The sequence below is a fragment of the Fibrobacter sp. UBA2449 genome (genome assembly GCF_002342555.1).
In the GTDB taxonomy this organism is placed as follows: domain Bacteria; phylum Fibrobacterota; class Fibrobacteria; order Fibrobacterales; family Fibrobacteraceae; genus Fibrobacter.
This window is the reverse complement of sequence record NZ_DDQF01000012.1, coordinates 120,743-145,247: the sequence shown is the minus strand read 5'-3', so window position 1 is coordinate 145,247 and position 24,505 is coordinate 120,743. Positions and strand designations below refer to the sequence as shown.

Below are 24,505 nucleotides of genomic sequence, written 5' to 3'. Positions count from 1 at the left end.
CTACAAGGTGTACGACTTCACAAAACGCAGAGTTTGCAAAGCCTTCTCCGTATTGAAGCACATTTGATCGTTAATCTTTTCGAATTTCAGGCGTTCAACGGCGTCTTCCTTACGCATCACCCCGGCCAGAACGTATTCAACCGTTTCGCCGACATTGTCGTTTGCAATTTTCCCAAAGACGATGTCGAAACCGTGACTATAGCGAATGTCGGAACGGCACTTGATGACCAGTTCCAGCCAATCTAGAGTCGCCCCTTCGAAAAACTTGGTATTGAGGCTTTTGGCAGCGGCTTCGTCAAATTCAAATACGCTCACAACAGGCTTGTGTTCGGCGGAATCCTGGCGCGTGTGCAAATTCGCAATTCGGGTCGCCCAGCGTTCAGCCTGCTTCTGGATTGTCGTCGTGTAAAAGCCAAAACCAAAATCGCGCCCCTTTTCGGAGGTGATAATCTTAGGGCAATTGATTTCGACATCCGAGCCGTGATAAAGAATCATTTTGCACCTCCGGACAACCATTTGTCAAAATAATCCATCAAGAATTCTTTGCCCATGCCGTGCAAATCGCCATAATCGTCCTGCAAGTGTTTCAGCAGGCCCGACGAAGCAAAAAGCTCATACACGTCACTGGAACTCTTATCGCAGTGCTCGGCATAGTTCTCAATACAAAATGTTTTAAACGACAAAACGGACATAACAAATCAACTTTTCAATAAATATATACAATAAAAGATTGGAGTTTACGGCGATTATCCCAAAATTGAGGCGATTTGGGCGATTATCCCTGCGGCAACCACGTTCCCGGCGATGTTTTGGCAAATTCCGTCGATCTTTTGCAAGACCTTTCGTATACCAGATTCGTCTTTTTGAGCAATCATATTCTTAATTTCAGAAATGTCGGAACTTAACCCATTCTCTTGAACTTCCGGCAAATGAAGAGCTTTGATATTCTGTGAAATTTGGTTTGTTAATTCGGTAACTTTTGCAAAATCAAGACCATTATTTATTGTCGCAGACGAGTTCATCATATTTCCGGCTATATTTGAATTAGATACATTTCCGTTAATGATGATTTGAATTGAAGGGATGTTTTTCACTCGATCTTGCTCTTCGATAGAAAAAGTAAGGTCTTCGCCTAAAATGCCTTCTTTTTCCAATTTCAAAGCCCAATCTAAAACAAGTTTACGGACTAAATGAAGTATCGATGTAACTTGTCCTGCCATAAAAATTTGGCGAACATGCAGAGGCTTTGGCATGTCAATAATTTCGTAAATGGCTAGTTGGTCATCGTAATTGAGTCGAGATTCTAACAAATTTTCTTTGGATTCATCAAGTTTTTCGATTTCTGCGATAGATTCGAAAACAAAGCGCATAGACCGTGGGTGACCGGCAGGAAAAGCAACGGGTTCCCACCGTTTAGAAGTATCTTTATACGCTTCTGTATTTACAGGAATATGGCGATATGAGGGGATAAGCGAATTGTCAACTCCTGCATAACCATTTATTTCCCTATTACAAAAATCTGCCATATCTGTGATAGACAGTTTCTGGGCTATGGCGTATGCTTTCAGAAGAAGGAAGTTGCAAGATATCTTATCATCTAAACACGCTTGCTGTAAATCTAAAACCATCTTTGCCATAAGAGTCTCTTTTACTATACCGCGAGTTTGCCGCTCATGAGGCGGGGCAAGAGCAGGTCGCGCTGTTTGATGAGGTTCTGGTTTTGGGTTTGCAAACAATTTATTTTTGAAAAAACAGGGGATAAAATTTTATGGAATGAGCAAATCTGCTCGTGATTTGGTCTTATTACTTTTAATTTTTCAAATTTTCCCTTGCTAAGATTTGTCATCGTGGCGCCAGTAGCTCCGAATAGATTTATCGTTTCTTTTAAAGATTTACAGGTAAAAAAAAGCCATTCTAACAATTGATGATCTTTGATTATAATTGAATTTATCTGCTGATTTGTATGAGCTGGTTTTGTATTTATTGCAACAACACCAGCAGTTCCAATACAAGAAACCATAATTGAATTTGCGGGCAGCAATTTTTTTGATTGAGAAAGATGCCCAATATTGGAGAGTTTTTCGTCTGTATTTGACACAAATATCTTGTTGTGCATATCAGGCGTCTTAACAAACAGGAAATCATTTCCATAGTTATCTGTTTTTTCCATAGACGGCGTTTTTCCTGTTTCTATACGTCCAAAATCTCCTAACACTGCTATTTTCCAGCCTTTAGGGATTCCGTTTTCGAGGGGGGTGGTTTCGTGGCCGGGGAAGCGGAAGCGAACGAACCATTCTTTGTAAAGGTTCTCCGCCATCTGTTCCAAAATCTTGATTCGCTTGTTGTTGTTTTCTATCAGGTTGTCGTAAGCGGAGAGAATGGAGGCGATGCGGCGTTGAGTTGAAATTGATGGTAGCTTTATTTTTATTCCATAATAACATTTTGATGTCATACTTGGAATACTAGCACCAGAATCTAAACCACTCAAATCAAGATATCTTAACATTCTATATAAATAATACGGAACGACTTTTTCTTGATTAATTATCGTATAATAACACGTGTCAACAGTCCAAAATTTGCCCTTAATATACTGAATGTTATTAAGCGTGCCTTTTCGTGGCAAAAGAACACTTTCACCATCATACAAATACTGATTTGCGTAGCGCATTACTCCGCCACTGCCTAAAACAGGATATTCGCCATCATCCAAGGAAGAATGGTCTTTCCCATTCCCAATTTTCAAGATATCACTCAATTTATACGTAGTATATTCCATAACATGATTCCTTGAATCTTTCGACTTCGCTCAGGATGACACTTCCTACTGTCTACCGTCTACTTTCTACTATTTAAACAATCCCTTCAAATTCTCGGCTATTTCCTTTTCCAACTTCTTCGCTTCGGCGCTTAACTTCGTGAAATCATCGTTCAGCCCGAGCATGGTCTGCTTGAATTCATCTTCGGTCATGCCGTCGTCTTCAATCACCACGCCCACGTAGCGGCCGGCATTCAGTGAGTAATCTTGGTCCTTGATTCCGTCTTCGCCGTCGATTTTCGCGACCTTGCAGAGTCCGATTACGTCCTGGTATTTGCCGTCGGGGAACCGTTCGGTGAGCCAGTCGATTTGTGCCTGCCAGTAATCCTTGGTTTTGACTTCCTTGTCGTCGCTGCTTGCGGGGGCGTTCTTGAGACTTTCCTTGTATTCCTTGAGCAGGTCCTTGAACGATTGCGTATCGCCTTCGTAGAGTCGGCTGATGACGGCAAGGTTCTTTATCTGCTCATCGCTGAACTTGCGGTGCGCCCTGTCCACCTGCGTAAACACGTTGCGCGCGTCAATGAAGAGGATTTCGTCTTTCTTTTTGCTGTTTGCCTTTTGCTTGTCGAAGAACCAGAGCGTTGCCGGGAGCGTCACCGAGTTGAACATGTTCGAGGGTAGCGTCACCATCTGGCTGATGATTCCTTCTTCGACCATCTTCTTGCGGATTTCGTATTCGCTCTTGCCCGCATCGCTTGCGGAATTCGCCATGACGAGAGCCGCCTTGCCGTTTTCGTTCAGCGCGGTCGCAAAGTAGCCAATCCAAAGGTAGTTCGCATTGGGCACGGTTTCCTTTTTGTCGGAGCCCTTCTTTGCGGACTTTGTCGCGTTGCGCGGCACGCCGTAAGTGCTGAAGCGTTCGTCCTTCTGGACTTTTTCGACGACAACTTCATCTACGTTAAATGGCGGATTTGCCATCACGTAATCGAACTGTCTCACCGCATTATAGGGGTCGCTATAGAAGGAGTTCGCTTCGGTGATTTCGCCACGCACGTTGTTCAAGAGCAGGTTCATCTTCGCGAGCTTTACGGTGTCGGGTTCCTTTTCTACGCCGTAGCAGCGGAAATTCATCGCCGTGTCGTTTTCGGCGCTGGCATTGTGGCGGTGCATGTAGCGAGCCGCCTGCACGAACATGCCGCCCGAACCACAAGCGGGGTCCAGGAATTTTTTGTTGATGCCGTGGGGCTGCAACACGTTCACCATGTAGCGCACAACCGTTGCGGGCGTATAGAATGTTCCGCCGTCCTTGCCTTCAGCGAGTGCAAAGTTGCCCAGGAAGTATTCGTAGATTTCGCCAAACAGGTCGATGCTGATGTCTTCGGGAATGTCCTTGAACACGCGCACGATTTTCGAGAGTAATTCCGGTTCTTCTTCAGGAACGAGCTGCGCATAGACATCCTTGGGGAGAACGCCGTCCATCTTCTCGTTTTCTTCTTCGATGGCCTTCATCGCCTTCTTTACGAGGGTCGCCTTCTTGGCATCGTCCGGGGCATCGTTGATTGTATCGAAGTAGGCGCATTCCGGCAGGTAGAAACCGCATTTTTCGATGGAAATGTCTTTCAGTGTGCGAGCGCGACGCGTGCCCTTGAGCTTTTCGAACTCGGCGTTGATTTCATCCTTGTGCTGTTTGTACAAAATATCGGCATAGCGCAAAAAGATGAGGCCAAGAATCGGCTGCCCGTACTTGTTTGCGGCAAGGTGCGCACCCGCGCGGAGCATGTCGGCAGAATGCCAAAGACGGTCTTTCAAGTTCTTCAATTCAACGTCGGTCATGGAAACTCCTATATCGGGAGGAAATATATATAAATAGGGGGTGAGGGTTGCTAAATCCTAAAAAAGATCCCCGACCAGGTCGGGGATGACATACTGAGGTTGATTTCGGTTGACCTTACCAGTCCTTCACAGGTCTTGCCTGCCCGCGGATAGGTTTCCAGGGTTTGCGTTCGCCGTTCTGTTCGTCGAAATCCTTCAGGAGCTGTGCAGCCTCTTCGGGGCTCATCTCGCCCATCTGCACGGGCTGTTCCTGGGGTTCTTCGCCACCCTGGCTGTCGCTGGAATTTTCCTGCGGCTGCTCGGGTTGCTGTTCAGGCTGTTGCCCACCATTGCTGTCGGAACTTTCACCGCCCTGGCTGCTGCTGGACTGGCCACCGCCATTCTGATTCTGGTTCTGGTCATCGCCCTGGCTCGAAGAACTCTCAGACCCGCTGGAATTGCCATCGCCGTTCTGGTCCTGGTTCTGCTGGTCCTTATTCTGGTCCTGATTCTGATCTTGGTTCTGATCCTGATTCTGGTCCTGGTTGTTATCCTGGTTCTTGTCGTTCTTCTTGTTCTCGTTCTTCTGCTCGTCCTTGGCTTCCTTGATGCGGTCAAGGAGCATTTGCAACTTCTGGTCGTTCGGATAGTATTGCAGGCCCTCGTTGCAGGTGATTTCGGCAGAGGGCAGGCGGTTTTCGATGTACTGGAAGGCGGCATCGCTGTAGTAGGCGCTCGCCGACTTCGGGGCGGCAAAGGCCGCAACGGCGAGGAACAGGACCGCGACTGAAAGCATAATCTTTTTCATCAGATCACCTCCAGGTCGTTGTCGGTGTTGCTCGCGTCAATCTTCGCCTTGGGCTTGCGGCCGGCCTTGATTTCGATGACGTCGTCGATGCGCTGCACGTGGCCGCTCAGCTGGCCCGCAGTCTCGTCCTCGGCAATCAGGTTCTCGAGCATCTCCTTGGCTTCGGCGTACTTGCCGTCTTTGCAGAGCTGGAGCGCACGCGCCAGGACTTCCTTCGCCTTGTCGGAAAGCGGCGGCTGTTTCTGGTCGTTGTTCTGGTCCTGATTCTGGTCCTTGTTCTCTTTCTGCTTGTCGAGTTCTTCCTTCAGCTTGCGCTGGACAATTTCCACGTTCTTCTTCGCATTCTCGAAATTGTTGTCGAGGTCGATTGCCTTCTTGAGGTAGGCGACGGATTCGCGCCAGGCGGCGATGCGTTCGCTGCCTTCGGCAGCCTTCTCGCCCATGCGGAAGTGCGTGTTCGCGAGGTTGTACGCCGCCTTCGCTGCCATCTTCTTGTCGGGCATGCGCACGGCGCTCTCGAGTTCCTTCTTGGCCTCTTCGTAATTGCCGAGTCTGTACTGGCACGTTCCGATATTGTAGAACAGAAGCGGGTTCGCGGGTTCGGCCTCGCGGGCCTTCATGTACTTTTCCAAGGCACCGGCATAGTCGCCGTTCTTGAACAGTTTATTGCCGTCGTTTATAGGCCGCGCCCAGAGGGCAACCGACAGCACACATACTAAAATCAAAAAAATTCGCATTTTCAAGCCTTCGTATTCTCTACATGGCAAGAATATACAAAATCGCCGTGCTCAAGACAAACAACGAAACAAGTGCATAACCAAGCACTTTCCACTTGGTCGACGCCCCTTCTAGAGAAACTCCCCAGCCGACAAACGGGACGAAACTCAAGATGACCGGCGCGATGTACCTGAAATCGTTGCTGCAAGAATACGGCACCTTGATCCGCAGGAACATGAGCGCAGCGAAGAAGGCCGCGCCCTGCAAAAGGAGAATCCAATGAATCGCGCCAAGTCTCGCCTTCCAGAATCCGCGGGCAGCATACACGAGCATCCCGAGGAAAGACACGCTCATCAGGGTCGCAAGCGTCCTTCCGGTCTCGTTGCGCACCAGTTCGAATTCACCGAACATCGACGACTTGAACGCATAATTCCAGAAGAACTCGCGTCCCCATTCCTCGTTCCAGGCACTCGTGTAAGGATGCGTCACGAAGGACTTCAGGTCAAAGAAAATGTAGTTGAACGCCTCGTTGCCAACCTTCAACCGCCCGTTCAGGCCGCTCGAATTGCCCACCAGGTCGGCATCGCCCAGCAACTTCTGCAGGAGGATTCCGGCAATCAGGGCGACAAACATTCCCCAGGCCACCCACTCGGACCTGGACGCGGTAAGCCGGCGGAAATTGTGGACATAGCCGCACACGGCAAACAGGAACGTCGTCCCGAGCGTCACCACGGCAGTCGTCTTGGTCCACATCGCAAGCGCCGTAGCGACAACGGACACAATCAAGTACTTGCCCTTTCCCTTATTCAGATAGTTGATACCTCCCCAAAGGCAAAGGACATGCATCAGATAGAACATCTGGTCGTTGCCAATGCGGGGCGCGACAAGAATCATCAACGGCCAGAAAGTCCACAAGAGCGAAGAAAGCCCGAGCGCCGCACCGCCCATGAAGCCCTTGAGGAAGAACAAGCCTAGCAAGAGCGTCGCCACCGAGAGCAGCAGGCTAAACACCTGCAATCCCGTAGTGCCGCCCACGCCTATCCCGTTGCCAAACACGAACGAGGGCACCGACGACACATAATAAACAGGCGGGTGGTAGCAGGTCCAGCAGTCATCGACTCCCGGAACGGCATGCTTTTCGAGAACGTACTGCACGTAAGCGACGTGGCCGTCGACATCGTTCGAATAAGTCGTGTAGGGAACGTTCGCAAAGAAAACCGTCCTGATAGCCACGCCAAGGAAGAAAACAAAGAGAAGCCCTCCGCGGAGTCCGAGCCTGCGCCCTATTAGGAGGCACAGGACCGCAAAGAACAGGACCGCCCCCACATTCGAAGCGGTGGCAGCCGCCGAACTCTGGTAGACAAACAGGTTCAGGCCCGCATCGCCCCCGTTGTTCTTCAGGCTGAACGCAAAGTGCGCCTTGTCCCCGACCCTGTGGGGTGCAAGCACGCTATCCTTCAGGAGGAAGCCCTTCGAAAAATTGCAGCGGTCGTGGAAGCCCGACACGTCAACTTCTTCCCCGTTCACGACAATGCTTTCTGCGCAGTCATCCGGAACGACGCGCAGGTCGTAAGAGGCGTTAAAGGGATTGTGGATATCCAGTTCCACCTGGAACAGTTCGCCGTCCGCCATCTTTTGCGCCACCGGGAAGCTCACCTTTTCGGGATCGCCGTCCCTAGTCAACACGACATTGTCAATGGAGACGCGCATGGCAACGCCCGTGACGACACAGGCCACGAGCAGCAGGGCGCAATAGAGTTCAGGGAGCTTGAAAAAAGCTACGACGCGTTTCATGGTCTACGACTTCTTGCCTTCGTGGTATTCTTCTTCGCTGTTCACGTTCCAGAGCGCGGTCTTGTCAGCGGAGTTCTCGCGGATGCACTTCACGACTTCCATGGCGCTGAGCATGCTGTGGTCCATGTTGTTGTACTTGTGCATGCCGTTTCGGCCCATGAGGAACAGGTTCTCGATCGGGTCCACGTATTCACGGATCTTGTCGAACTCGCCGTAGGTGCCGAAGTAGGCGGGATACGCCTTCTTGATGTGGAACACCACGGAATCGCGAACATCTTCGGGACGGGCGACATCTATCTTGTCGAGTTCGGCGATGGCAAACTTGATGAAGTCCTTGTCGGGCATGCGCCACATCTCGTCGCCCTCGGTGGCGAAGTATTCGAGGCCGATCCACACCTTCTCGGGGTCGGCCACCAGGTAAGGGCTCCAGTTGTTGAAAATCTGGATGCGGCCGAGTTTCACGTCGGATTCCTGCACGTAGATCCAGTTGTCGGCCACGAACTTGAGCTTGCTTTCGGGAGAGCCGGGCTTTGCCGGATTCTTGATGAGCAGCTTGTCGAGCAGGAGTCCCACGGTAATGAAGTCGCGGTACACGAGGCCATCGGCGACGCGCCTAACATCGGCAGGCACAGGAGTCTTTTCGCTATCCATCGCGGAGACGAGTTCCTTCACCGGCATCGTGCTGAGGAAATAGTCGCAGGCAACCGTTTCGTGCATGACGACGCCCGTGCCGTCCATACTTTCCACGACAACGCTTTCGACGCGCTTGCCGTCGGCGGTGCGGTTCACGCCCACCACCTTCTCGTTCATGCGGATTTCGCCACCCGCTTCCTTCACCTTCTCGGCAACTGTTTCCCACAGCTGGCCGGGCCCGAATTTCGGATAAAGGAACTGCCCGATGAGGCTCGTCTCGGTATCCTTCTGGCGGATGTCCGCTCCGTTCGCGGCCCCCGCGGCCGGCTTTTTCTTGCCGGCGAAAATCTGCTTCACGGCGTGCACCACGGTCTTCGTGATGGAAAGTCCCTTGATGCGCTGGCCACCCCAGTCGGGGCTGATCTTGCTGCACGGCACGCCCCACACCTTCTCGGTGTAGTCGCGGAAGAACGTGCGGTAGAGTTCCACGCCGAAGCGGTTGATCATGAAATCTTCGAGGCTCTTCTCCTTGCGGGCGGGCAAAAGCTGCACCTTGATGTAGCTCATGCCAATCTTGAACATGCGCCACAGCCCGAGGTTGCGGATGGTATCGCCGTTCAGGCTCACCGGATAATCGAAAAGCTTGCGGAGGAAAAGGATTCGGCTGAGGCGGCTGCGGCAGAGCATCACGTAGTCCGTCTTCTCGGGATCGGGGCCTCCGGCAACCAGAGGCACGCTGCGCCCGATGGCGATATCGTCCTTCGAGGCGACACCCTGCAGCGGCAGAATTCCCTGCCACCAGTCCATCACGGTATCGCTCTTGCTGAAGAAGCGGTGGCCACCGATGTCCATGCGGTTGCCATTGTAACGTGCCGTCCGCGAGATGCCGCCGATGACATCCTCGGATTCAAATATCACGGGCTTCACGTCCGTGGTACGCAACAACTCCAGTGCCGCCGTAAGTCCCGCAGGACCGGCGCCCGCAATTACAGCAACTTTCTTCGATTCGTTCTCCTGAGCCATTTTACACATCCTTCTTCTTTTTAAAAAGCAAAAGCTTTCGCGCCCCAAAATTCCACATCAGCACGAGAACCGCGGCGACCATCTTGGACACCATCTCGTTCAGCGAAAGCCCATCGACCATCAGGTACATGAGCAGCTGGTTGATGCCGACTCCCGCGATTCCCACCAGGGCAAACAGGACAAACTCGGCAACCTTCTGCTTTTCGAGCGTCCGCTCGCATGCGGTAAACACCCACACGATGCTCATGGTATAGTTGAGTACAAGCCCCGCCACAAGTCCCACGAGGTTCGCGAGCAGGTAATGCCATCCGCAGACATAAAGGCAAAGCGCGAACAGCCCGAAATCCACTACAAAGGCAAGCCCTCCCGTCACCAGGTAACGGAGGAACTGTCCCAGCAAGGACTTGCGAGGGAACCGGTCTCGTAGCGATTTTATCTTATCAGCAATCACGCGTCTGCAAATATAATTAAGCCAAAAAGACTAGGCCAAGATTTCGCAGCCATACAAGGCAGAAACCAGGCCAATCATGCTCTCGTGATCCTTTACCGCAGTCATTTCGCGGATACTGTGCATGCTGAGCATGGGCTCCCCGACATCGACCGTCGGGATTCCGAGCGCAGAAGAAACGGTGGGCCCGACGGTGGAGCCGCAGGGCATGTCGTTACGCATCACGAATGTCTGGTACGGGACTTCCGCCTCCTTGCAGAGCATCTTGAACCGCGCATTCGAAAAAACATCGCTCGCATAACGTTTTTGCGAATTTGTCTTCAATACAATTCCCTCTCCTAGAATCGGGGCGTGGTTCTGCTCGTGCTTCTGCGTAAAGTTCGGATGTTCGGCATGCGCCATGTCGATCGAAAGGGCAAGGCTAGACGCAAGCGCCCTATTCAAGGAGACATCCGGCGCAACCTCTTCCAGGACGCTCCTGAGGAAATTCCCGCCAGCTCCTTCGCGCGTCTCGGAGCCGACCTCCTCATTGTTGAAGAACGCGGCCACTAGATAATCCTTCCTTGGCACGGGGGCGTTCGCCATCGCAAGTGCAACCGCATGGCAACTACTTAGGTTGTCGAGCCTGCCGGAGTATATCCATTCATTATCGAGCCCGCCCAGCCGTGCAGGCTGCGCATCGAAGAACTGCACGTCAAAATCGAGCAGCTCCGCACCTTCGGGCAGTTCCCCTTTCAGCGCGTCCACAAACTTCGCCCCCTCGCGGCTTGTCCACAGCGCATTCAGGTCCGTCTGCGGATTCACCTTCAGGCCGTCCTGGTTCACGCCTCGGTTCAGGTGGACCGCCAGTTGAGGAATGCGGACAAGTTTGTCTGAACGGAACACCTTCGTCTCGATTTTTCCGCGAACCCCGTACGCCAGAATTCCGGCGTATCCCAGATCGCGGTCGAGCCAGCTCGTATAAATCGGGCTCCCGTAGATTTCGGGATGGAGTGTCTGGATACCCGCCGAGCGCACATCCGGGTTCGGGGTCACCTTGAGCGCCGGGAAATCGGTATGGGCAAGCGCAACCCTGAACTTCGAGTCCGCACAGGCTTCTTGGGGTTCCCGGACAGCGACGAGCGCACCGCCACGTTCCCAAATTTTCAGTTTTCCAGCCTTGGATTGCGACAAAAGCGCCCTGATTCCCTCGACCGTATGGTAAGGGGTGACCGATCCGTCCAGAAAATCCAGAAATTCCATAAAAACCTCTCTTTTCCCTGCAAAATAAAAAACACGAAACCGCCTTTGCACACTGAAAATAAATATTTATATATTTCGCACTATGATATTCAAGCCCGTCAAACAAATCAACTGGATGGAACTCTCCGGCCTCCTGGTCGGCGTGTTCTTTACCGTTGCAGTTACGATTTTCGGGATTGTCCTCTATACGAAGCTCTTTGCCAGCGGCATGATCGGCGTCGAAGAATACAGCCTCCACAGCACTTTCGAAAAGGCGCTCGGCCTCCGACCCGGCACCCGCGTCCAGATCAACGGCGTCGACGTCGGCCAGATTTCGGATATGGAAATCGAAGGCGACGGCGTCCATATGGAATTCGTCATCCGCAAGCAGTTCCAGAGCTGGATTACCGACAGCGCGACAGTTTACGCCATCCGCGACCAGAACCTGATCTCGGCGCGCGTCATCAACATCGACGTCAAGAAGGGCAGGGGCCGAATTCTCGACGACGGCGACTACATCACCCCGGGCAAGGCTCAGGATATCGAGACCGTACTCGAAACCACGAACGAACTCCTGGGTCGCGTCAACGAACTTATCGATGCGGCGGACACGCTTGTCGCCATGGCCATGGACACGGGAACAACCGTCGGCGCGCTCTTCGGTTCGCGCACCCTCTACGACAACCTGAACATGCAGTTGCACCGCCTCAACGACATTACGCTTGCCGGAAAATCCGCCCTCTTCAAGACTTCCAGCCTGCTCGACACGCTGCACAGCAATATCCCCGGACTCATGCACAAGGTCGACGGGATTACGGACGACGTATCCGGGATGATGAACGAACTCAAGCCCCTGCCCGGCAAGGTCGACCAGCTCATGGGCAACGTCGACGGCCTGATGGGCAACATCGACAACACGATGGGCAAGGTGGACGGCCTGCTTAAGGAAGTGGGCCAAGTGACCACCGGGCTTTCGGATTTCATGGAATCGACCGAACAGACCTTGCAGAACGCCGATGACCTCATGACCGGCATTTCGAACATGTGGATCATCCGCAGGAACATGCCTAGCAAGGATTCCGTACCGTTCATGGTGGAGACGCTATGGTAATTCGCAAGTTCGGCATCGCAGCGCTACTTTCGCTCGCAACGCTTGCAAGCGCATCGGAATCGGGCATTCTCTCGTCCCGCGCGCAGCGTTCCCTCGATGCAGGCAAGATAGCCAAGAGCTACGGCCAGCTCGAACGCGCATTGCTCGCCAGCCGCAAGGAATCGGACCTCCGGGCCGAAGCCCGCGTGCTGATGGCCATGGCACAAATCCGCACCATGAGCCTCGACTTCGCGTTTGCCGATTCGCTGCTCGCCCAGGTGCGCGAGGAAGTTCTCGACAAGACCTCGAAAATCCTGTTCCTCCAAGGGAAAGCGGCACTCGCAAATGCGCAGGGCAAGTTCGACGAAGCCCTCGGACTCTGCAGGTCCGCAGACCCCAACTCGTTAAAGAAGGTGGACGACCCGCTGCAGGCGGCGTTCTATTCCGAATGCGCCATCGCGCAGGCAGCAGAACGCAGGAGCGAAGACGCAGAGGAATCGCTCAAGATGGTCGGGAAGCGTTCCGACAAGAAGGGCGGATTCTACGCCTGGACCGCGGCGCGCATGGCAGACCTTTCGGGCAAGGGAACCGCGGATTCGCTCTACAGGGAAGCCGAGAAGAAATCCATCCGCGGCAACATCCCCTACATGACCGCGACTATCCTCTACCACCGTTCGCAGCTCAAGAGCACTCCGGCAAAGGAAGCCGAGGACCTCAAGCTCCGTTGCAAGAACGCGTTCGAACTGATGGGCCTCCCGAACAACGCAAAGCGCTGCGGGGAATGATTGCAACCCCCGGGATGCTTATTTCGGGGTGTTTAGTATCGTAGAAAACCGCACAACGGCTTTTTCGTGGAAGCTCGCGCGGGCAATACAGTTCCAGGAGACATAATATATATTCCTCATTACGGGGCTTTCCGTCCCGGTTATGTGAGGTGATTATGGGTAACTTTTTCAAACCCGCGGATGCAATTCTCGCCATCGCGGGAGCATCTCTCGCCGTCCACGCAGCGACCGGCGAGGGCGATTTCAACTGGAGCAACGTGAGTATGGGCGGCGGCGGGTTCGTAAGCGCCGTCATCGCCTCGCCTGTCGAAAGGAATGTGTTCTACGCGCGCACCGACGTGGGCGGCGCATACCGCTGGAACGAGGAAACCAAGCGCTGGGAATCCATGATGGACTGGGTCGACGTGAGCGAACTCGGCCTGCTCGGGATCGAGGCCATCGCAGTAGACCCGAAGGACGAAGGCAAGGTGTACATGATGGCGGGCACGAGCTACTTCAGCAACGCCCGCAGCGCCCTCCTGCGTTCTACGGACTACGGCAAGAGCTGGGAAGTGCACTACACCTGGGATTCCACGGGCGCGAAGGGCGGCGTGGTGATGGATTTCGGCGTTCACGGCAACGGCATGGGCCGCGGGAACGGCGAAGCGCTCGCCATCGACCCGAACAATACCGACATCATGTTCTACGGTTCGAGAAGGTCCGGGCTCTGGAAATCGAGCGACAACGGTTCCACCTGGAGCCACGTTGATTCCTGGACCGCGGCCGCCGGGAGCGATACCACCTGGAACGGCTCCGGGTTCAGTTTCGTGCAGTTCGCGCCGGGCAGTTCCAGCACGCTCTACGCCGGATTCCTGCGCGAAGGGAGCACGGCAAAATCCACGTTCGAAAACGTGTTCACCTCGACCGACGCGGGCAAGACCTGGAAACCGCTCCCGATTCCCGACGCGCTCCGCACTACCGCAGGTGGCGCGAAGGTACGCCTGATGCCGCAGCGCGCGGTAGTCTCGAAGGACGGCAGCACGCTCACCGTCACGTTCGCCGACGGCGCGGGCCCGCATTCCATGGGCTGGGACGAGGGCTGGGGCATGATATACGACGGGTTCGGCCGCGGTGCGGTGCTGCAGTGCGACATCGCGACGCTCACCTGGACCGACGTATCGCCGGAAGACTACATCGATGACGGCAACACGGGCGCATCGGAATACGACAACGCCGACTACGCCGACATGGAAAACTACACCTACATTGCACCCTACGGCGGCATATCCATCAATCCGGAAGACCCGAACGAGATGGTCGTCACCACGGAAGGTTACCGCGGCCCGCAATTCTGGTACATCGCCACCGACGGCGAAGACGGCAAGTGGAGCGACCAGTGGGGTTCCAACATCTTCCGCACCACGGACGGCGGCAAGACATGGGTCGCAAGCTTCAAGTACTACTGGATGGAAGGCGGCTACTACCCCACCGTCAAGCAGATGGACGAGAACGGAATCGGCTGGATGCAGGGAGGATCCATCCACTGGTCGGGCAGCGCGGCAATCGACCCGTTCAACCCCAAGCGCGTATTCGTGAGTTCCGGCAACGGCATCTTCCGCTGCGACAACATGGACGACTACGAGGTGATACCTGCGGGAACGTTCGATTCCACGACAAACTACTACTATTCGAGCGACGAGGCGGTCCAGGGCCAGGTATGGCACTTCAACGCGCACGGCATCGAGGAGACCGTCCCCTACGAGGTGGTGAGCATTCCCGGAGGCCCACTAGTTTCCGTCATCGCCGACTATGACGGATTCAGGCACGAAGACATCTCGAAGTTCCCCGCCCACAGGCACCTCACCTCCGTCTCGGGCACCAACACCTCCCTCGGTTCCACGTGGGCACTCGCCTACGCCCCGAAATCGGGAACGCTCGTGAAGGTGAGCGCCACCCGCGCCTACGAAGGGCAGTACAACGACGTGCCCATCGACCCGGTGCAGGTCTCGAAGGATTCCGGGCGCACCTGGAGCGTAGCCACCTACGGGAGCCTCGACAAGAACTACAAGGAAGGCACGGTCGCAATTTCTACCGACGGGAGCACCATCGTCTGGGTACCGGGTAACGGAACCACCACCGTCTACCGCCAGGTAAATTCCGGATGGGAAACCGTATCGGGAATCGACAACGCGTCATTCGTCGTGGGCGACCCCGAAAACGCAAGCGTGTTCTATGCATACAACCGAACAACGGGAGAATTCTTCAGGAGCGAGGACAAGGGCGGCACGTTCACGAAGGTGAGCGAACCCGGCAAGAGCAACGACAAGAAGTTCCGCGCCATCCCGGGATACGAAGGCGACCTCTGGCTCCCTATCGCCGAAAGGAACGAGACCGGCGACCCCGTGACAGGCAAGCTGCTCCACTCCACCGACGGCGGCAAGAGCTGGACACCCGCAGAGGGCATCGGCTACTGCGAGGCCGTAGGCTACGGGAAGCCTAAGGCTGCAGGCGGCTACCCCGCGATTTATGCATTCGGCAAGGTGGGTGAAACCGTAGGCGTGTTCGGAAGCGACGATGCCGGCAAGACATGGACCCGCGTGAACGACGACGGGCACGAATACGGCGGGCTCGCGAACGGCGAGTTCGTGATGGGCGACATGAACACCTACGGAGTCGTCTACATGAGCACGGCGGGCAGGGGAATCGCGGCACGCGTCCCGAGCGACTGGAACATGGGCTCGAGCGAATCCGACGGAAAGACTGCAATTGCCCGGAAGGCAAAGCCCGAAGGATTCGGGAGCGTGAACTACAGAAACGGCAACCTGGAATTCGTGCTGGACAATGCAAGCATGCGCCTGACCGTATTCGACATGCGCGGGAAAAACGTGTACGACAAAACCTTCGCAAAGTCGGGTAGCGTACCCGTAAGGAGCCTCGCGAAATCGAAGGGCACGTACTACGTGAGGGCGACAAGCAACGGCAAGATGCTGTTCAGCACCCGCATTGCAATAACACGATAAGGATTAATTGGCGGGTGTTTCCGCTGCATCACCCGTGGCACCGTCCACGGGTTTTTCTTTTGCATTTTCTTCGGCGGGTTCTACTGCGGCAGTTTCCTCTTCCTTCTTCTCGACCTTCTTCAGCGAAAGCAGGTGGTGGAACGCATACGGCGGAGGCAACTTTCCATCGGCAAACGCATCGATAGTATTCTTCACGTCGTTGTACTTGGTGGAATCAGCCCCTGTCTTCGAGCCGATGCCACGGTATCCCAGTACACGGAAAGTCTTGTTGTAGAAGCTTTCGCGGAACTTCTTGAACCGGGGCTGCATCACGTCGTTCAGGATCATTTCGAGCGCGGTCTCCGTCTGTTCCGCATCGAGTTCGAACGTGCGGTACATGAGGCGGATATGCTGGGGAATCGTCGTATCGGGACTGTCGAAGTAAGGGCGCATCACGTCGGCCGCGGCACGCGGGTTAGGGAAGGGCCCCTTCGAGAGGCGAAGCGAGAACCCGACCGCAAGGCGCCACTGTTCCGGAAAGTTCTTGATCGCACGGCGCATCACGATAAAGTCCGTGGTGTCCTGCGTATCGATCGGAGTGATGCTACCGACAAAGTAATACGGCGTGTAGAAGAGGCTGTCGAGTTCGGTGCAGAGGTTCGCCACATGGCTCAGGTGGTTGTATTCCTTGCCAGAGAGAAAGCTTTCGCCCAGGTCCGTAAGTCCCTTGATCCAGAGAAGCCCCGCGACGGAGGCGTCATTCCCTGCGGCAACATACTTCACATACGAAGCCTTCGGCAAGAAGGATTCATCGAAATGCGCGTTCGGGAGCGGCTTCGCCAGGTTGAAGGCGAGCGCGATAACCGCTACGGCAAGAACGATGCATGCAACGAACCGCATAGGCCTTCCCTACAGTGCGCAGGCCTCTGCCAGTTTTTCGAGAGCGTCGATACAGTCGTTCGCGAAATTCGCCGGCGTGTTGTTGCGCTGCCATGCGAAATTGAGACCGCTAGAACTGTTGAGCACGTGGAACTTGCGCTTGCCGCCGCCGTTCGCGATTGCGGTAAGCACGGTCTTCGCGTCGCCGCCCTGTCCTCCCGGCACTCCCGGAATCGAGACGCCCGGAATCAGGAACGGGATTTCGTGCTTCTTCGCGACCGTGTAGGCGGTAATCTGTTCGAGTTCCTCGGGATGCGTCGCACCGACGACTGCACCCAGGTACCCGAGACTTCCGTCCCATTCCATAATCTTGTCAGCAACGGAGTAGAACGCCTGCGCATTGTCGCGCGGGTCATCGCTGCGGACGACCGTCATGTCCTGGAAATCGTGAGCACCCTTGTTGCTCGTGCGGAGCAGCACGTAGGCGCCGTTCTCGGAGTTCTCGCGGATGAACGGGCCGACAGAATCGGCACCCATCCACGGCGAAACCGTCACGGCATCTGCCTTGTACACGTCGTAGGCGGCAGTCGCATACGCGGCACTCGACTTGCCGATGTCGCCGCGCTTTGCATCCAGAATAACGGGAATGCCCGCGCTCCTGTAGTCGGCAATCAGCTGCTGCAGCACAAGCATCGCCTGCACGCTCACGCATTCGTAGTAGGCGCTGTTGGGTTTCACCACGGCGGGCTGCACGTTACGGCGCAATGCGCATTCCAGAATGTCGGAATAGAAGCGCTTGATTTTCTCTTCGGCGCTGCCTTCGAGCGGGATAAGCTTCAAGACCGGGTCCATGCCAAGGCATACCGGGTTCCCGCACTTCGCGATTCTCTGTTCGAGAAGTTCGTGGAAATTCGCCATTACTTGAGTTCCTCCTGAATCTGCGCGGCTTCGTAGCTGAGGATTCCGTGCGCCACGGAAACATTCAAGGATTCAAGTTCGCTGCTCATCGGGATCTTCACCGTCTCGTCGGCAAGCTCGATGAAATACGGATTGGTGCCTGCGCCCTCGTTCCCCACGAGGAAGGCCATCTTGCGGAGCTTGTGCTTCGGAATTTCCTTCAGGCTCTGCTTTGCGTGCAGGTCCGTCGCAATGATGGTATAGCCCTTGCTGCGCAGAAAGTTGATGTGGTCCACGAGGTCGATATCGAATTCGAAGGGAACACGCAGGAACGTGCCCGAGGAGCCGCGGACCACCTTCGGGTTGAACGGGCTCACCGTACCGCGGCCGAGCACCATGCCGTTGGAACCGAAACCGAGACTCGTACGGAAAAGCGTCCCGAGGTTGCCCGGATCCTGCACGGCGTCAACGAGCGTGAGCACGCTGCGGCTCGCCTCGTAGACGGGCTTGGTGTTCGCGATGCGGCAATGGGCGATAATCCCCTGCGGAGTAACCGTCGAGGAAAGCTGTTTCATCTGTTCCGGCGTGAGCACGTGGAGCGTGACTTCGGCGTCGTTGATTTTTTCGATGAGGTTCTCGTCCTCGAATCCTTCGACGACATACACGGCAATCACAATTTCGCGATGACGGGAGACAAGTTCATCAACGACATGCACGCCTTCGCCAAGGAAGCGGCCTTCGCGTTCGCGGCCCTTCTCGGTCGTAATGGCCAGGAGCTTGCGGAACCAGGGCGGATTCGCCTCGGAAGACGCAGTCTGTTCCGCCTGGGTGGCGCGAGTCTCCAATACGGATTCGTCGATATTCTCGTCGACAAGTTCGGCCTTCTGTTCGGGACGCTGACGGTACACGGGAGCACCCATGTCGCCAGAAGCGCGGAACGGACGGGAGTCGCGGTCGAAGCGCTTCTTGAAGGGGCGATCCCCGAAGCTGCGGGGACGGCGTTCGCGGCTGAAGCGGCCTTCGCCATCTTCACGGCGGCGTCCGTCTTCGCGCAAACCGCGCGGGCGGTCGCCTCGGAATCCCGGACGGTCGGAGCCCTTGAATACAGGGCGGTCTTCCCTGCGGAACGGGCGGTCGCCGGCATCCGTGCGGGAATCGTCGTCGCGGCGGGGGCGACGTTCGTCTCTTTTTTCGCTAACTCCGAACTTGCGGTTCAAAGTCGTTCTCACTGTGCGCTTGTTTTCTTCGCTCATAATTTTTCCATCAGCTGTCTGGCGACAGATTCGCCATCGATTTTAAGTAGTTTATACAATTCCTTGATTTCGCCCTGTTCCACAAAACGATCCGGCAAGCCAAAGCGGAACACCTTCTTGTCCGTATAGCCGAGATCCTCGAGCAGGTCCGACACGGCAGAACCGTAGCCGCCGATTCGGGTATTGTCCTCGAGCGTGACGATGACCTTGTGGTTTTCGAACAGGCCCCGATAAGATTGCGTATCGAGCGGCTTTATAAGGCGTGCATCCACGAGCGTCGGGCTGTATCCGTTCTGCTTCAGGATTTCTGCCGTCTTCTTGAGTTCGTTTGTCATGAATCCCGCACCGAGCAGCAAGATATCCTTCCCCTGCTCGATGACCTTCGGGAGTTTCGCGTCAAAAGGCTTGTCGCTTACCGGGGCAAGGGATTCGGCAAGCGCCGTGCCACGCGGATAGCGGATGGCAACCGGGCCTTCCATGTCGATGGAGGCCGTTATCATGTCGCGGAGCTCGTTCTCGTCGCTCGGAGCCATGATGGTAAGGCCAGGAACGGTACGCAGGAACGAAAGGTCGAATGCGCCATGGTGCGTGGGGCCGTCGGCTCCGACAAGCCCTGCGCGGTCAAGGACGAAAACGACATGCAGATTCTGGAGCGCCACGTCGTGCATAATCTGGTCGTAGGCGCGCTGCATGAAGCTCGAATAAATTGCCACGACGGGAACAACGCCATCGCAGGCGAGCCCCGCGGCAAAAGTAACCGCATGCTCTTCGGCGATGCCCACATCGATGACACGGTCGGGCAGTTCCTTCGCGACAATATCCATGCCGCAGCCGGTCGGCATCGCGGCCGTAATGCCCATGATGCGGTCGTCCTTCTTCGCAAGTTCCAAAAGCGTCTTGCCGAACACGCTTGTCAGCGAGGGATTCGGGCTGCCCGGCGAAAGCGGAAGTCCGCTCTCGGGATCGAACGGGCCCGTACCGTGGAACTTCGTCGGATTCTTCTCGGCAGCGTTGAGGCCGCGGCCCTTCTCGGTAAGCACGTGCACAATGCAGGGACCGGGCTGGTTCTTGACCCTCTGAAGGATCATGATAAGTTCGTTAATGTCGTGGCCGTCGATCGGGCCAAAGTAGCGGACGCCCAGGTCCTCGAAGAACGTTCCGGGCTTCACCGCATTCTTCGCGGCCGTTTCCACCTGCAGGAACAAATCACGGAAACGGCTGCCGAGCACACCCGGAAGCCTCTTCATCAGGCGGTCCAGGTCCGAACGCATCTTGTTGTAGACCGGGTCCGATATAACGCGGTTCAGGTACTTGCTGAACCCGCCCACGTTCGGCGCGATGCTCATCTTGTTGTCGTTCAAGATGATGGTCATGTTCTGCTTCGAGACGCCCGCATTGTTCAGGGCCTCGTAGGCCATACCGCCAGTCATGGAGCCGTCACCAATGACCGCCACCACGTTGTTCTTGCGGTTGAAATGGTTACGGGCAACCGCAAAACCGAGCGCCGCAGAAATCGAGGTGGTAGCATGCCCCGCGCCAAAGCAGTCGTATTCGCTTTCGCAGCGCTTCAAGAACCCGGAGATGCCGCCCTGTTGACGGAGCGTGTCGAACCGGTCGTAGCGACCCGTCAGAAGCTTGTGCACGTAAGCCTGGTGTCCCACGTCCCAGATAATCTTGTCGTCCGGGGCGTTGAACACGTAATGGAGCGCAAGCGTGAGTTCCACGACGCCAAGGCTAGACGCAAGATGCCCGCCATGCTTCGAGACCTGCCCGATGATGGTTTCGCGGACCTGCGATGCAAGCCGGTTCAATTCGTCCAAGGAGCAGTGCTTGATGTCCTCGGGAGACTTTACGTCTTTCAATTCCATTACTTAACCCGTGTAATGATGAAGGCGGCAATCGCGCGGAGGATGGAAGTGTCGCAGTCCAACCTATCCAAGGCAAGGAGAGATTCTTCGTAGAGTTCGTGCGCACGCTCGCGGGACTTTTCGAGTCCGACCAGCGAAGGATAAGTCGCCTTGCCCTTCTCGATGTCGGAACCGGCATCCTTGCCCAGTTCCTCGGTCGTAGAAACAATGTCCAGGATGTCGTCCACAATCTGGAAGGCAAGCCCGATGGAGCGTCCGTAATCGCGGATAGCTTCGATAGATTTCTTGTCGGCGCCAGCCAGCATCGCGCCCACCTGGAGCGAAGCCTCGATAAGGGCTGCCGTCTTGTGGTAATGGATGTAGTCCACAATTTCGAGGTCGACCGTCTTGCCTTCGCATTCGATATCGGTCATCTCGCCGCCGATCATGCCGTAGGTGCCAAGCAGGTGGGCCAGCAGCTCTATCGCCTGGGCATCGCCCGTCTTGCCCATCAGTTCGAAAGCCTGCACGCACAGGGCGTCACCCGCCATTACGGCAGTCGCCTCCCCGAACTTCTTGTGGTTCGTAAGCTTGCCACGGCGGTAGTCGTCGTTATCAATGCAAGGGAGGTCGTCGTGGATAAGACTGAACGTGTGGAGCATCTCGAGCGCAGATGTCGCAAGCCAGATCTTGTCGCCCTTGCCGCCGAACATGTCGAACGTCGCCTTTGCAAGGCCCGGACGCAAGCGTTTCCCACCAGCAAACATGGAATAACGCATAGCCTCGTGCAGGCGGCACGGGCGGTCACTTACGGGGGGAAGGTGTTCGTCAAATTTCGCTTCCGCTTCCTTGGCAATACGGGCAAGATAGTCCTGCGCTATAGCAGATTCTTTTTCAAGATTTTCCATAATCCAAAGATACTTAAATTCGCGTTTACAAACAATGGCGGCAGTGTTCAAATATCAATTAAAAAAGCCCCCAGCAGGGGCTTTTCGGACATTTTCATGTGCGTTAGAACAGTGCGCCGTAGAGAATCACGTCGTCGATGTAGAACTCGGAACCGTCCTGCACGAAGATGTGGAACTGCTTGACCCAGCTCTTGACGCCGCTCCACGAGGTGAAGCAAGTTTCCGTTGCCGCGGCACCCACGCAGAGTTCCGCCGGGTTCACGCTGATGCGCTTCCAGTCCTTGGAGAGCGGGATCCATTCAGTCGCGGCCTTCAGGTTCTTGCTATCATCGATATAGTTCTCGAGCGAAAGCCTGATGTTGCCGTTGCCCTTCGCGTAGAACACCACGGAATCGATTTCGGAGAGATTCATGTAGTGTTCGAAAGACGTTCCGACAAGGGCCCATGCGTAATCGTCGTTGGCAAGCTTGTATGTACCGTGGAACACCTTCGACTTGCGGGTCGAATCGTAGACGATACCTTCCGCCACATTGTTGGCCGGCTTGATTTCGGTACCCTTCTTGAGGAGGTCGATATTCAGGTACCAGCCTTCGCCATCCTTCTCGAAATCCTGCAGCACCTTCACCGGGTTCAGGAACTGCGTACTGCTGGGTTCGACGGAGGTCTTCCATTCCGTGTAGAGGCTGTTCAGGCTGTCGGATGCGACGAAGTAGATGGAAAGCGAATCGTCGGCAGGCACGTTCGGGAGTACGTAGGCACCCACATCGTTAGTCTTCACAAGCATGTCGAGGCCACGCACGCCCACCCACAGGAAATCAGTCGTAGAGCGGAGCGTTACCTTGCTCGAAATGGAAGCGGTTGCAGAAAGCCTGATAGTGTCGAGATCGGGAAGATCTTCCGCATCGAAGACTTTCGAGAACGCGAAGCCATCCGAAACGACCGTCAGTCGGAAATCACCCTTCTTGGGCCATTCCATAGTGAACTTGCCGTTCGCATCGGTGCGGACATCCGAATCCACCACCATGCTCTGGACGGCGAATTCTTCGGCCATCGCATCCGCGGCACGGAGGGCGACCGTCGCATAGGCAGCGGGAGTACCGTCCTTCAGGAGCGCGACGATTTTCCCTTCATCGGGATCGGGAGCGCGATAATCCTTCAGCACGGATTCGCGGGGCTTCAGGTACAAGGTCTTTTCGTCCAGGGTCTTGTCGTAGTCCCCGTCAACGAAATAGAGGTGCAGCGAATCGTTCGCCGGGAGCGCGGACAACGCGAACCAGCCGTTCGAATCGGTCTTCACGAGCACGTCGGTACCGAGCACGCCCACCCAGACATTGGAACTGCCTTCGGGAACATCCACGACTCCAGCCATCAGGGCGGTCGCGAGGAGGTTCACCGTGTCGGGGGAAGCCTTGTCGTTCGATTCACTGAAATCGGCGCGGGTCACGACCTTGGAGAACGCGACTCCATCCGGATGGACCACCGTCAAGCGGTACTCGCCTTCCTCGGGAATCTTCACCTCGAAGGCGCCCTTCTCGTCTGCATAGCCGTCGGCCACCACGAGGGCGTTCTCCTCGACTGCCTGCGAAGCGCGGAAGTTGACCTTCCGGAGCGCGACAGACGCATAGGAAGCAGGCTTGCCGTCGATAAGCGCAAGTCCGTTCGTCGTCTCGCTGCCGGGACCTTTCGTAAATTCATCGGGCGCGGAAGAACAGAACCACCCCATAAGGGCGATCGGCATTAGAAGAAGCAACTTTTTCATTTTTCCTTCTCCTGTAGTTTCTTCGCAAATCCAATCGGGAACAGCTGGACATTCAGCTGGAAGACCGTATCGTCGCCATCGCCTTCCTGCGACATGCGCAGAAGCTCGCTGCGGAACTCCTTGATCTTTTCGCGGATGAGCGCGATGTCGTCCATGTTGAACGTCATCGTCACCGTGCTAATGTCCCTGAGGGGAGGCGCATGGCGTTCGAGGGATTCGCCGCCAAGGCGGATGGTTTCCTTCTGGAAAGTACGCACGGCTTCGGAGCGCCAGTTCCCACCGGTACTCACGAAGGTGTCGTTCACCTTCCAGTATCCATCCCTATCCCTCGAAATCATGTTTAAATCATACAAAAGTTTTACGGCACTCTTGGCTTCTTCCACCGTAATCGGGGGCGTACAGCTCTCCGCCAGGCCCTCGAAGTCGTCCTTGAACTTGCAGATGCCGATAATCGAGCGGATGGCGTTGCAATACCAGTTGCGGTAGAACTCAAGCTCCTTCTTCGCAAGCCTCTTGAGGGGGATCCCCTTCAGGATCTGCATCTTCTCGTAATGGTTCAGCGCCTCGGCATCCGTCTTCGCGCGGCCGAAGCAAACAAGTTCGGTCCAGTAGGCGGTCTCCTTCTCGTCGAGCCCGAAGAATTCGGCCATGGGCTTCACGAGAGAGAGCGTGAGGTGGATCTTTCCCTGGGACACGCGTAAAAGGTTGCCCGGGTCCGCCCCGAGCTTCATCGCCATGTAACGCCAGGAGATGACGCTCTTGCGCTGCTTGAAGTCGTCAAATGCGTCACGGATCCATTCGCGGTAGTCTGTATATTCAAAAATCGGCTTCACAAAAATATCCTCTGGAATCACCCCTCGGGGTGGCCCGCAAAGTCTTGTGGGCTAACAGATTA

21 protein-coding genes are annotated in these 24,505 nt (G+C 55.3%); 3 read left to right on the top strand and 18 right to left on the bottom strand.

Going from position 1 to position 24,505, the window contains the following annotated elements:
* From B4B27_RS08310 to B4B27_RS08260, 11 genes are all read right to left on the bottom strand, one after another.
* Positions 1–495: a DUF3990 domain-containing protein gene (locus B4B27_RS08310; RefSeq protein WP_290725544.1), complete on the bottom strand. Its 495-nt coding sequence runs from the start codon at positions 493–495 to the stop codon at positions 1–3.
* The gene (locus B4B27_RS08305) at positions 492–692 is read right to left on the bottom strand and encodes a DUF3791 domain-containing protein (protein ID WP_173565269.1); all 201 of its coding nucleotides are present in this window, start codon (positions 690–692) and stop codon (positions 492–494) included. Before B4B27_RS08305 ends, B4B27_RS08310 begins: the two co-directional genes overlap by 4 nt.
* A gap of 54 nt (positions 693–746) precedes the next feature.
* Positions 747–1,637 (bottom strand): hypothetical protein, encoded by an 891-nt coding sequence (locus B4B27_RS08300; protein ID WP_290725540.1) that lies wholly within the window; start codon positions 1,635–1,637, stop codon positions 747–749.
* Between the two features lie 14 nt (positions 1,638–1,651).
* On the bottom strand, positions 1,652–2,779 hold the full coding sequence (locus B4B27_RS08295; RefSeq protein WP_290725536.1) for a restriction endonuclease subunit S: 1,128 nt from the start codon (positions 2,777–2,779) through the stop codon (positions 1,652–1,654).
* Between the two features lie 69 nt (positions 2,780–2,848).
* Positions 2,849–4,591: a type I restriction-modification system subunit M gene (locus B4B27_RS08290; RefSeq protein ID WP_290725534.1), complete on the bottom strand. Its 1,743-nt coding sequence runs from the start codon at positions 4,589–4,591 to the stop codon at positions 2,849–2,851.
* A 115-nt stretch (positions 4,592–4,706) separates the two neighbouring features.
* Positions 4,707–5,378 carry a hypothetical protein gene (locus tag B4B27_RS08285; RefSeq protein WP_290725532.1) on the bottom strand — a complete coding sequence of 224 codons (672 nt, stop codon included), beginning with the start codon at positions 5,376–5,378 and terminating at the stop codon, positions 4,707–4,709.
* Positions 5,378–6,088, bottom strand: coding sequence for a tetratricopeptide repeat protein (locus tag B4B27_RS08280; RefSeq protein WP_290725530.1), 711 nt, complete (start codon positions 6,086–6,088; stop codon positions 5,378–5,380). Before B4B27_RS08280 ends, B4B27_RS08285 begins: the two co-directional genes overlap by 1 nt.
* Positions 6,089–6,134: 46 nt before the next feature.
* Positions 6,135–7,889 (bottom strand): glycosyltransferase family 39 protein, encoded by a 1,755-nt coding sequence (locus B4B27_RS08275; RefSeq protein ID WP_290725528.1) that lies wholly within the window; start codon positions 7,887–7,889, stop codon positions 6,135–6,137.
* A gap of 3 nt (positions 7,890–7,892) precedes the next feature.
* A complete protein-coding gene (locus B4B27_RS08270) occupies positions 7,893–9,545 on the bottom strand; it encodes an NAD(P)/FAD-dependent oxidoreductase (RefSeq protein ID WP_290725523.1) in 1,653 nt (550 codons plus the stop codon).
* A 1-nt stretch (position 9,546) separates the two neighbouring features.
* Positions 9,547–9,996 (bottom strand): GtrA family protein, encoded by a 450-nt coding sequence (locus tag B4B27_RS08265; RefSeq protein ID WP_290725520.1) that lies wholly within the window; start codon positions 9,994–9,996, stop codon positions 9,547–9,549.
* A 30-nt stretch (positions 9,997–10,026) separates the two neighbouring features.
* Positions 10,027–11,235: a M18 family aminopeptidase gene (locus tag B4B27_RS08260; protein ID WP_290725518.1), complete on the bottom strand. Its 1,209-nt coding sequence runs from the start codon at positions 11,233–11,235 to the stop codon at positions 10,027–10,029.
* Positions 11,236–11,317: 82 nt separating this feature from the next.
* Between B4B27_RS08260 and B4B27_RS08255 the strand changes: the two genes are divergently transcribed.
* The 3 genes from B4B27_RS08255 (at position 11,318) to B4B27_RS08245 (ending at position 16,088) form a co-directional block, all read left to right on the top strand.
* The gene (locus tag B4B27_RS08255; RefSeq protein WP_290725515.1) at positions 11,318–12,325 is read left to right on the top strand and encodes an MlaD family protein; all 1,008 of its coding nucleotides are present in this window, start codon (positions 11,318–11,320) and stop codon (positions 12,323–12,325) included.
* Positions 12,319–13,089: a hypothetical protein gene (locus tag B4B27_RS08250; RefSeq protein WP_290725513.1), complete on the top strand. Its 771-nt coding sequence runs from the start codon at positions 12,319–12,321 to the stop codon at positions 13,087–13,089. Before B4B27_RS08255 ends, B4B27_RS08250 begins: the two co-directional genes overlap by 7 nt.
* A gap of 155 nt (positions 13,090–13,244) precedes the next feature.
* Positions 13,245–16,088: a T9SS type A sorting domain-containing protein gene (locus B4B27_RS08245; protein WP_290725510.1), complete on the top strand. Its 2,844-nt coding sequence runs from the start codon at positions 13,245–13,247 to the stop codon at positions 16,086–16,088.
* Between the two features lie 3 nt (positions 16,089–16,091).
* Here B4B27_RS08245 and B4B27_RS08240 read toward each other — a convergent pair whose 3' ends face one another.
* The 7 genes from B4B27_RS08240 to B4B27_RS08210 all read right to left on the bottom strand — a co-directional run bounded on the left by B4B27_RS08240 (position 16,092) and on the right by B4B27_RS08210 (position 24,443).
* On the bottom strand, positions 16,092–16,967 hold the full coding sequence (locus B4B27_RS08240; protein WP_290725507.1) for a hypothetical protein: 876 nt from the start codon (positions 16,965–16,967) through the stop codon (positions 16,092–16,094).
* 9 nt (positions 16,968–16,976) lie between these two features.
* A complete protein-coding gene (gene pyrF / locus B4B27_RS08235; RefSeq protein WP_290725505.1) occupies positions 16,977–17,864 on the bottom strand; it encodes an orotidine-5'-phosphate decarboxylase in 888 nt (295 codons plus the stop codon).
* Complete coding sequence (locus B4B27_RS08230) at positions 17,864–19,096, bottom strand: TrmH family RNA methyltransferase (RefSeq protein WP_290725503.1); 1,233 nt, start codon at positions 19,094–19,096, stop codon at positions 17,864–17,866. The genes pyrF and B4B27_RS08230 overlap by 1 nt, the downstream gene beginning before the upstream one ends.
* A complete protein-coding gene (gene dxs, locus B4B27_RS08225) occupies positions 19,093–20,964 on the bottom strand; it encodes a 1-deoxy-D-xylulose-5-phosphate synthase (RefSeq protein WP_290725500.1) in 1,872 nt (623 codons plus the stop codon). The genes B4B27_RS08230 and dxs overlap by 4 nt, the downstream gene beginning before the upstream one ends.
* Complete coding sequence (locus B4B27_RS08220; protein ID WP_290725498.1) at positions 20,964–21,851, bottom strand: polyprenyl synthetase family protein; 888 nt, start codon at positions 21,849–21,851, stop codon at positions 20,964–20,966. Before B4B27_RS08220 ends, dxs begins: the two co-directional genes overlap by 1 nt.
* A gap of 103 nt (positions 21,852–21,954) precedes the next feature.
* Positions 21,955–23,610, bottom strand: a complete 1,656-nt coding sequence (locus tag B4B27_RS08215; protein ID WP_173381744.1) for a hypothetical protein — start codon at positions 23,608–23,610, stop codon at positions 21,955–21,957.
* Complete coding sequence (locus B4B27_RS08210) at positions 23,607–24,443, bottom strand: TIGR02147 family protein (RefSeq protein WP_173381745.1); 837 nt, start codon at positions 24,441–24,443, stop codon at positions 23,607–23,609. The genes B4B27_RS08215 and B4B27_RS08210 overlap by 4 nt, the downstream gene beginning before the upstream one ends.
* Positions 24,444–24,505: the final 62 nt, after the last annotated feature.